The following is a 15,090-nucleotide window of genomic DNA, read 5'->3' on the forward strand; positions in this document are numbered from 1 at the left end:
ATTAAAAATTAAATCATTTTTTATCTGCTTAAATCTGTAAAATCTGCGTGAAACAAACAAAATTCAAATGAACACATTCAAATCTGTTTTTAATCAATACGACTGGAATACTATCCAATCCAAAATATACCAAACCTCCCCACAGGAAGTAGAACGCGCATTGACCAAAAACAAACGAAATCTTGATGATTTTCTGGCACTTATCTCACCAGCAGCTTTGCCTTATTTAGAACAAATGGCACAAGAATGCCATGAACTTACTAAGAAACGTTTTGGTAAAACGATTCAGATGTACGCGCCACTTTATTTAAGTAACGAATGCCAGAACATTTGTACCTATTGTGGTTTTAGCTTGAACAATAAAATCAAACGAAAAACACTTTCGGACCCTGAGATTAAACTGGAAGTTGAAGCTTTAAAAAATGTTGGATTCGACCATGTTTTGTTGGTAACTGGCGAAGCAAATTATACTGTAAATATTAATTATTTCCTGAATGCAATTAATCAAATAAGAGAACATTTTTCGATTATTTCTGTCGAAGTTCAGCCGCTTTCTACTGAAGAATATGAAAAACTTCATGAAGCTGGAGTTTACTCTGTTTTGGTATATCAGGAAACGTATCATCAGGAAGTTTATAAAAAGTACCATACAAAAGGCAAAAAATCAAATTTCGATTTTAGACTGGAAACTCCTGACAGAATTGGAACAGCAGGCATTCACAAAATCGGATTAGGAGTTCTTTTAGGATTGGAAGATTGGCGCACCGATAGTTTTTTTAATGCTTTACACATCGATTATCTCCAGAAAAAATATTGGCAAACTAAGTATTCCGTTTCTTTTCCCAGATTACGTCCTGCCGAAGGAATTATCGAACCTAATTTTATTATGGATGATAAAGATTTAACGCAACTTATTTGTGCGTACCGATTATGGAATGAAGATTTAGAAATTTCTATATCGACACGTGAAAATGAAAAATTCCGAAATAATATTATCCCAATTGGAACGACGAGTATGAGTGCAGGTTCAAAAACTAATCCTGGCGGATATGTCGTTGATCCACAATCATTAGAGCAATTCGAGATTAGCGATGAACGTTCGGCTCAGGAAATCGCTAAAATCATCAAAGAATCAGGTTATGAGCCAGTTTGGAAAGATTGGGATAGAACATATAGTCAAATGTCATATAGTCAAAAGTACTAAAATCCTCAACTTTACTTTAGAATAAACATATTAAGATTCATGTGTCAAATCGAGCGGAGTCGAGATTCTGGTTTCAACAATCTAAAATCAATAATCTAAAATTTAATGAGCATTATCCAAGATTTTTTACGTTATAACCGCCAAATGATGTTACCTGAAATTGGTGATATTGGGCAAGAAAAAATAAAACAAGCAAAAGTATTGGTTATCGGTGCAGGTGGTTTGGGCTGTCCTATTTTGCAATATCTAGCAACTGCAGGAATAGGAACTATTGGTATTGTAGATTTTGATATAATAGAAATTCATAATCTACATCGCCAGATTTTATATACCGAAGAAGCTGTTGGTCAAGCCAAAACTCTGACTGCTAAAACTGTAGTCGAAAAACTAAATCCATTAATTACTGTTATCGCTTTTGAAGAAAAATTAACTCCAGAAAATGCATCTCAAATTATTCAGGATTTTGATATTGTGGTAGATGGTTCCGATAATTTCAAAACCCGTTATTTAGTTAACGACACTTGTGTGAATTTAAACAAAACATTGGTTTACGGAAGTATTCTAAAATTTGAAGGACAAATAGCTGTTTTTAATCATAATAGTAGTAAAAACTTACGCGATTTATTCCCTGAAATGCCCGATCCAAAGGATGTGCCTAATTGTAACCTCAACGGTGTTCTTGGAACATTACCTGGAATAATCGGCACAATGATGGCACACGAAACATTAAAACTAATTCTGGATTTACCTACATTAAAAAATGAATTAGTTCTTTTTGATACAATAAATTGGAACTTTACTAAACTTAATTTTTAGAAAACAATAGCATCTCCAACATTAATAATAGCATTTTCCAGGCATACTAAATTTGTACCAAAGAAAACAGAATTATCAACTTTACGATACTTGCTTAATGTTTTTAACGGTTCTTTTTTCACAACACCTTTACTAGGATCATTATTTACCATAATACATCTTCCGCAAGGTTTTATATTTTTGAATTTGCCATTTCCAATCTGAAAAGCTTCGAAAGTATCTTCTTCATGTGCAACTGCTGTACTAATTACAATATTAGGTCTGAACCTTAAAACAGTTATTTTTTCTGCGAGTTTTTCATTTAAATTATCCAAGCTTTCGCTTCCGATTAATAAGTACGGATAACCATCGGCAAGACTAACATTAAATGTGGTATCTAGTTTTGAATTTGTATGTTTTCTATCTCCGCTATTAATAATTTTGACTAGTTTACAAGTAAATCCTAACTGAGCAGTAAACCATTCAGAAGTTGTTTTATTTACCTCAACAACTTCGCTTTTATCATCCCATACCATCGAAGAAATAGGTGTTCCTAAATTTTCATCAATAAAAAACTCATGTTTTTTATCTAGATATGTTATTGTCATTTTTCCATCCAAAATTTGTGGATAGAACTGACTTAAAAAAGGATATTCTCTTTGAGTAATAAATTGATTAAATTCATCAACAAGCATCCATCTGCGGTCATTTTCAAACCCCATTTCTTCTGCCCTAGCGCTTTTACAACTAATTCCTGCCAAACTTTTGATAGGATAGATATAAAGTTCCTTTACAATGTAACTAGTACTCATCATTATTTAAAATTTGCATAAAAACATCACGTTCAATTTCCCGACATCCTAAACTTTCAAGATGCGGATTATAAACCTGACAATCTAAGAGTTTATAATTCTCATTTTTTAATTTATTTACTAAAGCTATAAAAGCAACTTTGGATGCGTTAGACACTTTAGAGAACATACTTTCTCCACAAAAAACATGTCCTAAATCTACACCATATAAACCACCTACCAATACATCATTCTCCCATACTTCAACTGATTTTGCAAAACCCATCTCATGAAGTTTACAATAGGATTCAATCATGTTATTAGAAATCCATGTTCCGTTTTGACCATCACGTTTTATCTTCTGGCAATTTGAAATTACGTCTCTAAAATTCTGATTGAAAGTAACTTTAAAGATGTTTCGATTAAGAATATTGCGCATGCTTTTGGTCACAATCAATTCATCCAAAAACAAAACCATTCTAGGATTTGGCGACCACCATAATATTGGTTCACCTTCATTAAACCAAGGAAAGATTCCGCTTCGATAAGCTAGCTGTAATCGTTCTGGAGATAAATCACCTCCAATTGCCAAAATACCATCATAATTAGCTTCTGAAACTGGCGGAAAAAATAAAACTTCGGATAAATGATACATTTTTAAGTAAAATATAAAACCCGACAAATTTGAAAAAATTGCCGGGTTTGTTTATTATAAAATCAAAACCTATTGATTAAAATGGTAAATCGTCTGGTTCGTCTTCATTTAAGTTTGTTGCTGGAGCAAAAGCTTCTGCAGCAGGCATTGGTGGAGTTTGAGCTGGAGCAGCTGTATCTAATCTTTCGATTCTCCATCCTTGGATACTATTAAAGTATTTAGTTTCTCCTTGTGGATTAACCCATTCTCTTCCTCTTAAGTTAATTGAAACTTTTACAGGATCTCCTGTTTTATAACTACTCAACAAATCGCATTTATCTTGAGTAAATTCGATCATGATGTGTTGAGGATATTGCTCTTCTGTAGTAACTACAAGTTCTCTTTTTTTGAATGATGCACTAACTTGTTGTTCTGGATTAACAACTTTTACTTTTCCTGTAACTTCCATCTCCGTTTTTATTTAATTGTTATTTATTTTTTTATTTTCTTAGCCAAAAGTACTTTCCAAGCCGATATTACATCGTTTTCATCAAGATACTTTTTAGCTTTTTGATGCACTTTTACATCATCATCTGAGCTCAATACTCCCTTCACAGAAAAGTTTTCTTTCACAAATATACTAACTTCTTCTGTTGTAGGCAAGGCTTCAACGTTCCCTAATTTACCTAAATCATTCCCATCAAAAACAGAACTTTCCTTTACATAATCAGGTATCGCATCTACTCCTACTCCTAGAGTTGTAAGCGGTTTTTCGACTTCAAAAAGTCCTTGATTCGACCTTGAATACCAATTATTTCCTAAGCGAGAAACCAAATCAATTTTATGTTGATCTATTGCTCCGTTCTCATCCAAAATTGCTTCGTGAATATGAATTTTTACCACTTCACAAAGAATCAGATTTCCTGCTCCTCCTTCTGTTCCTAACGGAATAATTTGAGTTACTTTACATTCAAACTGTACTGGCGACTCTTTTACTCTATACGGTTTTACAATATCCGATGGAATTTGTGTTAATCCCGATTTTATAAATTCGTTTACACCATCGGCATATTCAGTACTAGCAAGCGATGTTTGCTGCACAATATCATAATTAACCACGTTAATAACGACTTCGCGTGTAGCTTCGGCATTTATTAAAGTATGCTTTATAGAATTGTCACGTACTCTTCGAGAGGGTGAAAAAACTAAAATTGGCGGATTAGCACTAAAAACATTGAAGAAACTAAATGGTGATAAATTCGGATTTCCGTCTTTATCTATAGTACTTGCAAAAGCAATAGGCCTTGGTCCAACTGCACTTTGTAAATAACCTTGCACTTTTGCGGTCGGAATTTCCTTTGGATCAATACTAATCATACTTTTATTTTTCTAATCATTTTTAGAAGACAACAAAAGTACATAAATCGTTTAAGTTTCGAAAGAAGTCTATTCATTTTAAAAATAAAAATCTTTGTGCCCGTACAAAATATATACTATGTTTATTTCGTTATATTTATACCTCAAAATTTAATTTATGTTTTTTTCAGAAAGAAGAAATACAACCCGATGGATCATTATTTGTGCTTCCTTTTTGATTATTTCCTTAATTCTTTGGAACACTTATACCTTTTTTCAGATTTTTAAAAATGAGGAACGCTTAAAAATGAATCTTTGGGCTAATGCTCAAAAAACATTGATTAATGCTGATGAAAATACCGATGTCGAATTACCATTACAGATATTTAGCAACAACACTTCGATTCCTATTATTTTAACTGAGAAAGATAGTATTATAAGTGCAGTAAATATTGATGAAACCGTTATAAAAGATAAACAAAAGGCTAGTTCTTTTTTAAACAAACTAAAACGGGAGAATGAGGCAATTGTAATTGAGTATGCTCCTGGAAAACATCAGGAACTATATTATGGTAACTCCGAATTATTAAATAAACTTAAGTATTATCCAATTGCTTTATTATTGATTATCTTTTTGTTTGGAGGCTTGGTTTATAACTTTTACAGAAGTACCAAAATGGCTACCCAAAATAAACTTTGGGCAGGAATGGCAAAAGAAACAGCTCATCAAATAGGAACTCCACTATCATCTCTGATTGGTTGGGTCGAGTTTTTAAAGACTGAAAATATTGACCAATCAATTACTTTAGAGATTGAGAAAGATATTGAGCGTTTACAAACTATTACCGATCGTTTCTCTAAAATAGGATCTACTCCAGTTCTTGAAAATAAAGATATTGTACAGGAAACAGTAAATACCTATGATTATTTACAATCTCGTTTCTCTAAACAAGTAAATTTTTCTTGCCAGACGCCTGAGAATCCAATTATGGTTATGATTAATCCGATTCTTCATAGTTGGACTATTGAGAATTTGGTAAAAAATGCCATTGATGCTATGAAAGGAAAAGGCAATTTGTCATTGAAAATCGAGCAAGACGGAAACTTAGTAAAAATAAATGTTTCGGACACTGGAATCGGGATTCCTAAAAAACAATTTAAAACCATATTCGAACCTGGTTTTACAACCAAAAAAAGAGGTTGGGGATTAGGTCTTTCATTAACAAAAAGAATTGTCGAGGAATATCATAGCGGAAAGATAAGGGTTTTACAATCTGAAATAGGAAAAGGAACAATCATCCAACTTAATTACAAAATAAATTCTCCATCTTAAAAATAAAAAACCACAAACTCATGAATTGAATTTGTGGTTTTATTTTATTTAAAAGATACTTATTTAAGACCTATAAATTAGCCTGAATACTTTTGGCTAAAGTCTCAAATTCTTCTTTACTAAGTGATACTTTATTATGGAAACGCATTTCATCCATTTCGTTAAGCGGAATCAAATGTACATGTGCATGAGGAACTTCAAGTCCTACTACTGCCATTCCTACTCTTTTACATGGAACTGTTTTCTCCAGAGCAATTGCAACTTTTTTAGAAAACTGCATTAATCCTAGATATAATTCATCATCCATATCAAAAATCTTATCGATTTCTTTCTTCGGGATGCAAAGCGTGTGTCCTTTGGCATTTGGATTTACATCCAGAAACGCCAAAAAATTATCATCTTCGGTAATTTTATAACTTGGAATTTCTCCGTTTACTATTTTGGTAAATATTGACATTGTTTATTCGTTTATTTGGTTAATCGTTTAACCGATTTAACGATTAAACAGTTAAACTAAAAATTTAGTCTCTTGTAATTTCAAGAATTTCAAATTTCAAAACTCCGTTTGGTACTGTGATTTCTGCAACTTCACCAACTGATTTTCCAAGTAACCCTTTTCCTATTGGAGAAGTAACTGATATTTTTCCGGTTTTTAAATCTGCTTCACTTTCTGCAACAAGCGTATATTTCATTTCCATACCGTTGCTTTGATTTTTAATTTTTACATTAGAAAGCACCAACGCTTTAGAAACATCTAATTGCGATTCATCTATTAATCTTGCATTCGAATACACTTCTTCCATCTTAGAAATTCGCATTTCAAGTAGGCCTTGTGCTTCTTTGGCTGCATCATATTCGGCGTTTTCAGATAAATCACCTTTATCTCTTGCTTCGGCTATATCTTGAGATGCCTTTGGACGCATTACACTTTTTAAGTGCTCCAATTCATCTTTTAATTTTTTTAATCCTTCTGCTGTATAATAAGATACTTTACTCATAACTTCATCGTTTATATAAATAGAAAAAATCCCATCGGGACGGGATTTCTTATTACAAAGATACTATTATTTTTAATAGTACATAATTATATGTTAATCATATAGATTTCAAATCTAATTAAATTAATTTTGTTTCACTAATTCTTTTTATAATAATGAAAAAATTCTGGCTTTTATCCCTGTTTGTTGTTCTGCTCATGTCTTGTAGTGATAGTCGTGACAGAAGTAAAAATCCTAATATTCCAAATTATTCGGTAAATCTTACCATTGATACGAATTTGCCTGCCTATTCTAATCTTAAATTTATAAGCAACCCTGTATATATTCCTAACTATGGAGCAAAAGGTTTAATTGTAATGAAAGTTGGCGAAACCTCATATAATGTTTTTGATGCTGCTTGTCCTAATGAAGCGATATCAAGTTGTGTAGCCATGACTATCGATGGCATAAATGCTATTTGTTCTTGTGACAAAAGCGTTTATAGTTTATTTACAGGACTAGGGGATAAAGAGTATCCTATGAAACAATATCGTGTAGATGTAGCCGGAAGTACATTACGTATATATAACTAAAAAACAAAAAGCCTGAAAGTTTAAACGAGGGCACTGAAAAAGTCCTTTTCACGAATAAATTGTTAATTAAAAGGAGTAGAAGCTAAAAGTTTCTGCTCCTTTTTTTGTATCTTTTGAGTGTAATCATAAGGCTTTTTAGATGTTAATTCAACAGCAACAAATTCAGTTTAGTCCCTATTCCTCATTATATGATTTAATTGTTCCTCAGGATAATCTCCTTAGAAAAATCAACGAACTCATAGACTTCTCATTCATCTACGATGAGTTGCTAAATAAATATTGCATCACTAATGGTCGCACAGCAGAAAGCCCAGTGCGTATGTTTAAGTATTTACTTCTAAAAACAATTTATGATGTCTCGGATGTTGATGTAGTAGAACGTTCACGTTTTGATATGTCTTTTAAGTATTTCTTAGAAATGACACCAGAGGAGAGTGTTATTAATCCAAGTTCTTTAACGAAATTTCGTAAACTTCGCCTGAAGGATACGGACTTATTAAATCTACTCATTGGTAAAACAGTATCTATAGCCGTCGAAAAGGGAATCATCAGATCCAGGTCTATTATAGTTGATGCTACACACACTTTATCAAGATCAAATCCATTTGCAGCAATTGATGTATTAAGAGAGCGCTCTAAACTTCTACGAAGAACAGTATATTTATTTGATGACCAATTCAAAGAGCATATGCCCGAGAAGAACAATACCAATGAATTGGAAAAAGAATTAGCCTATTGTAAAGAACTGGAGCAGCGCATAGAAAAAGAAGAATCTTTGAGTTCTATACCTGCTGTAAAAGAAAAGCTAAATCTGCTTAAAGAAACTATAGAAGATACTCAGGAAAATTTTATCTTATCAAAAGATATAGATGCTAAAACAGGTCATAAATCCGCAGATAGCTCTTTCTTTGGATACAAGACTCATTTAGCGATGACCGAAGAGCGAATCATCACAGCGGCTGTAGTTACCTCAGGAGAGAAAGCAGATGGTCCAGAGTTACCAAAACTCTTAGAGATTAGTCAGCAAAACGGAATTGATGTAAATACCATTATTGGTGATGGAGCTTATTCAGGAACAGAAAATCTCAAGCGAGCAAACGGGAAAAATATTAGAGTTGTAGCTAAGTTAAATGTTTCAGTAGCAAATGGGACAAGAAAAGAGGAAGATAAATTTCAATATAATAAAGATGCCGATAGAATGGTTTGTCCTGCAGGACATATGGCTATACGAAAAGCTAGACAGGGCAAAAAAAATGTTGGGAAAAATCAAACATATACCTACTATTTCGATGTCGAAAAATGCAAATCTTGTTCTTTAAAACAGGGGTGTTATAAAGGGGCAAAAACAAAAACCTACTGTGTAAGGATAAAATCAGACTTACACCAAGAACAAATCGCCTTTCAAGAAACGGATTATTTCAAAGAAAAAGCAAAACATCGATACAAAATAGAGGCTAAAAATAGTGAGTTAAAAAACGTACATGGCTATGATAGAGCAATATCGTACGGCATTGCCAATATGCAAATGCAAGGAGCAATGGCTATTTTTACAGTCAACTTAAAAAGAATACTGAAATTAATGTAAGAAATTTATAAAATAAGTATGCCTACACAAAATGCCCCCTATAAATCAAAAATCGATTCATATAGCTGCAAATAAAAAACAGATATAAAACGAAAAACGCTTACAACGGATATTTTTAAATCCTGTTATAAGCGTTTTTTCATTGTCTAAAAACAATCCCAATCAAAATAAGGGATGTTTTTCAGTGCCCTCGTTTAAACTTTCAGGCTTTTTAAATATAAAAGTAAGTCGATTTAAAACTTGAGCGTTAATCCAGCTAAGAAATTAATTCCTGCTTGTGGATAATAAGACGGATAGATATCCCACATAGCTCCGTTTGAAACATATTTTTTATCCAGAATATTATTTACTAAACCAGTTATAGTAATCGATTTAAATATAGATTTTGGTTTTATCTCATAAGCAATATTCAAATCGTTTGTAAAATAATCTGCTAGTTTTGCAGCTGGCAATTCTATATTATTCATGAATTGCTCTCCAACGTACTTTTGCAATAACGAAACATATAACCCTTCGATTGGTTTATAAACAATAATGTTCCCTACTATTACTTCTGGAGAATAGGCAATACTTGTAGTTCCATAATACTCCCCATCTACAGCCAAATCAACATTTTTGTTACTACTTAATGTAAAATTAGGTCTTATTATAAACTTCTCCGACAAGGCAATCGTTGCATCTACTTCTAGCCCTAAACGGTAGCTTTTTTCGGTATTAGCACGAATTGAAGCACCAACATCATCTAACCTTCCTGTTAAAATCAATTGATTTTTGTATGCCATATAATACACATTTGAAGTCAATTGCACTTTCTCTGAATTATATCTCCATCCTAATTCAAAGTCATTTAATTTCTCTGGTTTTACATTTCCTCCTTCGTAATCTGTTCTATTTGGCTCACGATTGGCTCTTGCATAAGAGAAATACAAGGTGTTTTTTAAGTTTATTTCATAATTTAATCCTGCTTTTGGGTTAAAGAAATTAAAATTATCATCGACCAAACCAGTTTCTTTGCTATTGGCTTTATACTGTACGCTTCTATATTGTAAATCACCATAAAAACTAAATTTATCGGTTAATTGATAATTTGCTTTCGCAAAAATGTTCCCGTCTGTTTTAACCGAATGATCATCATAATAATGATCTCCAAGTTCTGTTTGAGAAGCATTTCTTGCCCAAATGACTTTACCAAAATGATCGCCTTCATACCTATTCCAGCCTCCTCCTAAAATTACATCTAGTTTATCTGTAACATATTTTGCAGAAAATGTAGTTCCATAAAAATCATTATCCAACCATTTTTGGCGAATTAAATCTGTTCCCGGAACTAATTCTCCTAAATCATTATATACTAATTTAGTAGGCTCAATCCCACCATAACCTTCAACGGGTTCATCATATTTATAATTTTCATAATACCCTTTTCCTTTTGTATAATGTGCTGCAAGGTTTGTACTCCATTTTTCGGACACAAATTCACTCCAATGTAACTGATAATGGTTTTGATTATAATTATCGGTTTCATTATCATAAAAACGAGTATTCCCTAATGCATCTTTAAACTTTCCTGCAGAGTTGTAGGTTCTGTTAGTATTTAGAGTTTCTGCATCGATTCCGTTCCAGGCTTGATACGTTTTTTCGGTTCCTCCAAAAACCAACGCTTTAATTAAGGTTGTTTTACCCACATACGCTCCTTGCAAGAAATAGGATTTTAAATCTGTGCTTGCTCTATCTATATATCCATCTGATTTTATGGTCGATAAACGTCCTGCAATTTCGAAATGGTCATTTAATAAACCAGTACTAAACTTAACTGTGTTTTTTAATGTATTGAATGAACCAAATGAAGTAGCAATTTCTCCTGTAGCTTTTGTAGCATAATTATCTGTCAATAAGTTTAAACTTGCTCCAAAAGCGCTCGAACCGTTTGTTGAGGTACCAACACCTCTTTGTAACTGTAAGCTCTCTACAGAAGAAGCAAAATCAGGCATATTTACCCAAAATGTTCCTTGGCTCTCGGCATCATTATACGGAATTCCGTTTATGGTAACATTTACTCTCGTAGCATCACTACCTCGTACGCGTATTCCTGAATAACCTACTCCGTTTCCAGCATCTGAAGTCGTAACAACCGATGGCATATAATTCATAAGAACAGGAATATCCTGACCTAAATTTCTGAATTTAATGTCTTTTTTAGTTAAATTACTAAAACTTACAGGGGTTTTCGTAGTAACACGTACTGCTGAAACCAACACATTATCTAATTGATTTACTTTGGTAGTATCTTGTACTTGTGCGAAAGAAGAAAGAGAATAGAAAAAAGAGAATAGAAGAAAGGAAATAAATTTTCGGCTCAACTTTGAACCTTTGTGCCTTTGAACCTTCTTGCCTATAAAAGCACCTTTAATAATAGTTTTCATCCGTAAAAAAATTACGAATAAAAGGGGGAATTATTCTTTTTGTTAAATTAATAAATGTTTCACGACAAAATATAGTGTGCACGCTATGACTTGTCGTTTTTTCCCTTAGCGACATTACTCGCTCAGGTTCTTTGGGTATGATCTCAGCTCGTTATTTAGAGCACCCCTTTGAGACAGTGCAAATGTAGTGTTAAAAAACAAATTCCAAAAATTAAATTCCAAATTCCAAAAACTCGTTTTTACTGTCATCTTTATTAGAATTTGGAATTTTATTTTTGGAATTTTATTCTAAATTTGGTTTCTTTCGAGATTGCTTAATCTCCGAAATGTTCTTTTTATCCTTGATACGTTTACGAATTACTGATTTTGGAATCTTAGTCGCTTTTCGAGGTTTCTGGATTATTAAAGCGTTTTTAATCAATTCCAAAAATCGTTTTGTTACGATACTTTTGTTTTTTAGCTGACTTCTATCTTCATCACAATTCAAGATTAAAATTGTATCTAATGTCAATCTTGTTGCTAATTTTATTTCCAAAAGTATTTTCTCTTCTTCAGATAAAGCTTGCGAATTTCGCAAATCAAAGCTCAAAACAACCTTCGAGGATACTTTGTTTACATTCTGTCCGCCAGCACCACTACTACGAACAGCTTTATAGGTTAGTTCTGTAACAATCTTTTCTATTTCCATTATTGTGGTTGATGTGCTGGTTTTAATAAATCGTTTACCGTTTTTACAGGATTAAAAGTAATTATCGGTACTGCAACAAAAACGGTTAACCATTTTGCCATTGCACCATTCCATAATCCTGGTAATTCATATCCTTTTACAGTATTTTTGCCAGCACTTTTTTCGACTATAAAACCTGCATTATGATTTATAAATTTTGTTAAATCAAACTTTTCGCTTTTATAATTTTTAATCCCACAAACTAGATCAACTGGATTAAAATGAGTTGCATTTGCTAAAATAGCTGCTTGGTTTTTGTCTGCTAAATCTACCTGAGAAGCTTCTACAATCTGAAGCGAAATTACTCCCTCTTCGTCCTGAACCCAAAATGGTCCTCCTCCTGGTTCCCCTTCATTCTTCACCATTCCGCATACGCGAATTGGCCTATCCAAAACTTCTTTTATTCGATTTATTTTATTTTCAAAAGTGAGTTTTTCAATAGCTACTTCTATATTTAGATTTTGTTTTAAAAACAAAACTACCTCAGCGATTTTCCCTTCAGTTATTTGTTGATTTTCAATATCGTTTAGGTAACCAAAAACTTTATTTTGTAATTCTATTAAAATACCTGCTAATGCTTTTTTATACAAAGCAATTTTCTCTATATGATTCTGGATTACATTATCGATGTTCTTGATAAAAATAACATCAGCATCCAGATTATTTAAATTTTCTATTAAAGCACCATGTCCGCCTGGTCTAAAAACCAATTGTCCGTCATCCGTTCTTACTGGTTGATTTTCTAAATCAACTGTAATTGAATCGGTACTTTTATTTTGATAAGAATAACTGATACCAATTTTTGTCCCTGACTCTTTCTCAATTTTTGTTTTAACAGCAGCAACACACTCTTCAAATTGACTCTGATGAATTTCTGAAACTGTAAAATGCAAATTAGAAACAGAATTTGAACTGGCATAATAAGCACATTCATGCAAATGTTCCTCGATAGGATTTGCAATATGAGTTTTATATTGATGAAAAGGTAAGACCGCTTTTGGTTTATTTGCAAAATCAAAACAATCCGAAGCCAATAACATTTTTATAAAATAATAATTTTTATAATCTGTGTTTAAAGAATCAAAATCAGGATATACTTCCCTTAATTTTTTATCTACAGCTTCAAAAAAAGGAAACTTATCCATCCCTATAATAAAAAGAGATAATTGACTTTCTTTTTTTCTGTTGATATAGGCATTAATGCTTTCCTTTTCGATATTAAAATCATTTAGAAATGCATTCAAGAATTTAAACATTCTGCTTGCTGCCCCAGAAGCCGGAACGAATTTTTTTAATTTTAAATTCGATTTATTAGCATCAAACATAGCCGCTTTTATTTCAAAATCAGCCTCTGATAAATTCAAAATCCCGTTTAAAACTGTCGCTGGGCTTATTAAAATACTTTTGCCTATTCCGTTTTTAAAAATCGTTAATTGCTTTTTAATTTTTTCAAAAGGAATTCCGTGCTCGTAAATTTGTACAAAATCGGCCGAAGAAAAACCTAATTCTTTAGCAATCGTCAAATCATTAATTATTTCTATTGCTTTGGCCAAGCGTGATTTTTTATTTCCTGATAGGGTTATATACGGTTTTTGGGTATTGATTACTGTTTCTTTAAAAACGGAGAAAACACTTTCTCGTTCTTTTGGACTATCCCGAATATCATCTTTTTCCCAAGGAACATCTATATCGGTAAGGAAAAACAAATCGTATTCGTGTTCTAGTGCAGCTTCATTTAATAATGGATTACAAAAACCATAGTACATCTCTGAGAATACCTTGGTTACCATAAGATTGGTATCGCAAAATAAATACTTATTTGCTAAAGCTAATTTTTCGTTTTCTAATTTTGTTTGTCCATAAGCAATTGGCATCATATCTTCTTCAACACAAATATGCTGATTCTCTTCCCATCTTTCCTGAAGATAATCACGTGCAAACTCAGGAACCCACTCCGTTTCATAATACGAGGCAAGTTGCTTGGCTAAAGTTGTTTTACCAGTACTCTCCGGACCGAACAAAGCAAATTTTAATATTCTTGTATCTTGTTGTTTAAGATTTTCTTCCATTCTAAATAAGCTGAAATAGCCAAAATTGTAAAAATTAAATATTGGAATGATAACATTCCTAACCCACGATAAGCATATAAAGGCACTACAATAATATCGCCGATAATCCAAAGGGTCCAATTTTCTATCTTTTTCTTTGCCATATACCACATTCCTGTAAAGAATATGCCAGAGGCAAGAATATCAATATAATTATCTTTATGTAACTCGTAATCGAAAAATTTATAGATGCCGAAAACTACAAAAATTGTAATAAAGAATAAGCCTATGCCTATTATTTTTTCTTGATTATTTGTACGTGTAATTGGTAAATTATCTTCTTGATTTGTTCCTTTTGCCCAGTTGTACCAACCGTAAATACTCATAATAGAGAAATATCCATTAATCATCATATCGCCTAAATAACCTGCTATATAAAGTAAATAAACCGAAATTACTGTGGCTATTAATCCTGTAGGATATACCCAAATATTTTCTTTTTTGGCAAACCAAACACTTAAAATTCCAAACACAAAAACAAGAAATTCTAAGCCAATATGCCAAAGCGGAACATTTTTATACGCATTAAGAAAAAAATCAATCATTGAGCTTGTCTGTTTTATT

Annotated in this window: 15 protein-coding genes; 5 read left to right on the forward strand and 10 right to left on the reverse strand. The window is 32.3% G+C overall.

What is annotated here, in order from left to right; genetic code table 11:
• The first annotated feature begins 67 nt into the window (after positions 1-67).
• Positions 68-1,204, forward strand: a complete 1,137-nt coding sequence (thiH, locus tag AC3IPI_RS02450; RefSeq protein ID WP_489156891.1) for a 2-iminoacetate synthase ThiH — start codon at positions 68-70, stop codon at positions 1,202-1,204.
• Between the two features lie 105 nt (positions 1,205-1,309).
• A complete protein-coding gene (locus AC3IPI_RS02455; RefSeq protein WP_489156893.1) occupies positions 1,310-2,020 on the forward strand; it encodes a HesA/MoeB/ThiF family protein in 711 nt (236 codons plus the stop codon).
• Here the strand turns inward: AC3IPI_RS02455 and AC3IPI_RS02460 are convergent.
• The 4 genes from AC3IPI_RS02460 to AC3IPI_RS02475 all read right to left on the reverse strand — a co-directional run bounded on the left by AC3IPI_RS02460 (position 2,017) and on the right by AC3IPI_RS02475 (position 4,801).
• Positions 2,017-2,814 carry an MOSC domain-containing protein gene (locus tag AC3IPI_RS02460; protein ID WP_489156895.1) on the reverse strand — a complete coding sequence of 266 codons (798 nt, stop codon included), beginning with the start codon at positions 2,812-2,814 and terminating at the stop codon, positions 2,017-2,019. The two genes, AC3IPI_RS02455 and AC3IPI_RS02460, sit on opposite strands and share 4 nt — an antisense overlap.
• A complete protein-coding gene (aat, locus tag AC3IPI_RS02465; protein WP_409417496.1) occupies positions 2,801-3,445 on the reverse strand; it encodes a leucyl/phenylalanyl-tRNA--protein transferase in 645 nt (214 codons plus the stop codon). Before aat ends, AC3IPI_RS02460 begins: the two co-directional genes overlap by 14 nt.
• Before the next feature lie 76 nt (positions 3,446-3,521).
• On the reverse strand, positions 3,522-3,893 hold the full coding sequence (locus AC3IPI_RS02470) for a DUF3127 domain-containing protein (protein ID WP_039111856.1): 372 nt from the start codon (positions 3,891-3,893) through the stop codon (positions 3,522-3,524).
• A 23-nt stretch (positions 3,894-3,916) separates the two neighbouring features.
• On the reverse strand, positions 3,917-4,801 hold the full coding sequence (locus AC3IPI_RS02475) for a flavin reductase family protein (RefSeq protein WP_489156898.1): 885 nt from the start codon (positions 4,799-4,801) through the stop codon (positions 3,917-3,919).
• A 157-nt stretch (positions 4,802-4,958) separates the two neighbouring features.
• Between AC3IPI_RS02475 and AC3IPI_RS02480 the strand changes: the two genes are divergently transcribed.
• Positions 4,959-6,113 carry a sensor histidine kinase gene (locus AC3IPI_RS02480; protein ID WP_086894861.1) on the forward strand — a complete coding sequence of 385 codons (1,155 nt, stop codon included), beginning with the start codon at positions 4,959-4,961 and terminating at the stop codon, positions 6,111-6,113.
• A gap of 70 nt (positions 6,114-6,183) precedes the next feature.
• On the opposite strand, the gene AC3IPI_RS02485 is transcribed toward AC3IPI_RS02480, so the two are convergent.
• Together AC3IPI_RS02485 and greA are read right to left on the reverse strand one after the other, a co-directional pair.
• Positions 6,184-6,570 (reverse strand): HIT family protein, encoded by a 387-nt coding sequence (locus tag AC3IPI_RS02485; RefSeq protein ID WP_489156900.1) that lies wholly within the window; start codon positions 6,568-6,570, stop codon positions 6,184-6,186.
• A gap of 64 nt (positions 6,571-6,634) precedes the next feature.
• Positions 6,635-7,111, reverse strand: a complete 477-nt coding sequence (gene greA, locus AC3IPI_RS02490; protein ID WP_039111852.1) for a transcription elongation factor GreA — start codon at positions 7,109-7,111, stop codon at positions 6,635-6,637.
• Positions 7,112-7,266: 155 nt separating this feature from the next.
• On the opposite strand from greA, the gene AC3IPI_RS02495 reads away from it, so the two are divergent.
• Positions 7,267-7,683, forward strand: a complete 417-nt coding sequence (locus AC3IPI_RS02495) for a Rieske (2Fe-2S) protein (protein WP_489156902.1) — start codon at positions 7,267-7,269, stop codon at positions 7,681-7,683.
• Positions 7,684-7,822: 139 nt separating this feature from the next.
• Complete coding sequence (locus AC3IPI_RS02500) at positions 7,823-9,268, forward strand: IS1182 family transposase (RefSeq protein ID WP_489153512.1); 1,446 nt, start codon at positions 7,823-7,825, stop codon at positions 9,266-9,268.
• Between the two features lie 233 nt (positions 9,269-9,501).
• On the opposite strand, the gene AC3IPI_RS02505 is transcribed toward AC3IPI_RS02500, so the two are convergent.
• The 4 genes from AC3IPI_RS02505 to pnuC form a co-directional block, all read right to left on the reverse strand.
• Positions 9,502-11,691 (reverse strand): TonB-dependent receptor, encoded by a 2,190-nt coding sequence (locus tag AC3IPI_RS02505; protein WP_489156904.1) that lies wholly within the window; start codon positions 11,689-11,691, stop codon positions 9,502-9,504.
• A gap of 283 nt (positions 11,692-11,974) precedes the next feature.
• Positions 11,975-12,379 carry an alternative ribosome rescue aminoacyl-tRNA hydrolase ArfB gene (gene arfB / locus AC3IPI_RS02510; RefSeq protein ID WP_409417498.1) on the reverse strand — a complete coding sequence of 135 codons (405 nt, stop codon included), beginning with the start codon at positions 12,377-12,379 and terminating at the stop codon, positions 11,975-11,977.
• The gene (locus AC3IPI_RS02515; RefSeq protein WP_489156906.1) at positions 12,379-14,487 is read right to left on the reverse strand and encodes a DUF4301 family protein; all 2,109 of its coding nucleotides are present in this window, start codon (positions 14,485-14,487) and stop codon (positions 12,379-12,381) included. The genes arfB and AC3IPI_RS02515 overlap by 1 nt, the downstream gene beginning before the upstream one ends.
• Positions 14,448-15,071, reverse strand: coding sequence for a nicotinamide riboside transporter PnuC (gene pnuC, locus AC3IPI_RS02520; RefSeq protein ID WP_323491496.1), 624 nt, complete (start codon positions 15,069-15,071; stop codon positions 14,448-14,450). The genes AC3IPI_RS02515 and pnuC overlap by 40 nt, the downstream gene beginning before the upstream one ends.
• Positions 15,072-15,090 lie beyond the last annotated feature (19 nt).

The organism is Flavobacterium sp. GL_143 (assembly GCF_057834355.1).

Bases quoted from the DNA above. Each gene is read 5' to 3' on its own strand.
- thiH (WP_489156891.1), top strand. From the start codon at position 68: ATGAACACATTCAAATCTGTTTTTAATCAATACGACTGGAATACTATC.
- AC3IPI_RS02455 (WP_489156893.1), top strand. From the start codon at position 1,310: ATGAGCATTATCCAAGATTTTTTACGTTATAACCGCCAAATGATGTTA.
- AC3IPI_RS02460 (WP_489156895.1), bottom strand. From the start codon at position 2,814: ATGATGAGTACTAGTTACATTGTAAAGGAACTTTATATCTATCCTATC.
- aat (WP_409417496.1), bottom strand. From the start codon at position 3,445: ATGTATCATTTATCCGAAGTTTTATTTTTTCCGCCAGTTTCAGAAGCT.
- AC3IPI_RS02470 (WP_039111856.1), bottom strand. From the start codon at position 3,893: ATGGAAGTTACAGGAAAAGTAAAAGTTGTTAATCCAGAACAACAAGTT.
- AC3IPI_RS02475 (WP_489156898.1), bottom strand. From the start codon at position 4,801: ATGATTAGTATTGATCCAAAGGAAATTCCGACCGCAAAAGTGCAAGGT.
- AC3IPI_RS02480 (WP_086894861.1), top strand. From the start codon at position 4,959: ATGTTTTTTTCAGAAAGAAGAAATACAACCCGATGGATCATTATTTGT.
- AC3IPI_RS02485 (WP_489156900.1), bottom strand. From the start codon at position 6,570: ATGTCAATATTTACCAAAATAGTAAACGGAGAAATTCCAAGTTATAAA.
- greA (WP_039111852.1), bottom strand. From the start codon at position 7,111: ATGAGTAAAGTATCTTATTATACAGCAGAAGGATTAAAAAAATTAAAA.
- AC3IPI_RS02495 (WP_489156902.1), top strand. From the start codon at position 7,267: ATGAAAAAATTCTGGCTTTTATCCCTGTTTGTTGTTCTGCTCATGTCT.
- AC3IPI_RS02500 (WP_489153512.1), top strand. From the start codon at position 7,823: ATGTTAATTCAACAGCAACAAATTCAGTTTAGTCCCTATTCCTCATTA.
- AC3IPI_RS02505 (WP_489156904.1), bottom strand. From the start codon at position 11,691: ATGAAAACTATTATTAAAGGTGCTTTTATAGGCAAGAAGGTTCAAAGG.
- arfB (WP_409417498.1), bottom strand. From the start codon at position 12,379: ATGGAAATAGAAAAGATTGTTACAGAACTAACCTATAAAGCTGTTCGT.
- AC3IPI_RS02515 (WP_489156906.1), bottom strand. From the start codon at position 14,487: ATGGAAGAAAATCTTAAACAACAAGATACAAGAATATTAAAATTTGCT.
- pnuC (WP_323491496.1), bottom strand. From the start codon at position 15,071: ATGATTGATTTTTTTCTTAATGCGTATAAAAATGTTCCGCTTTGGCAT.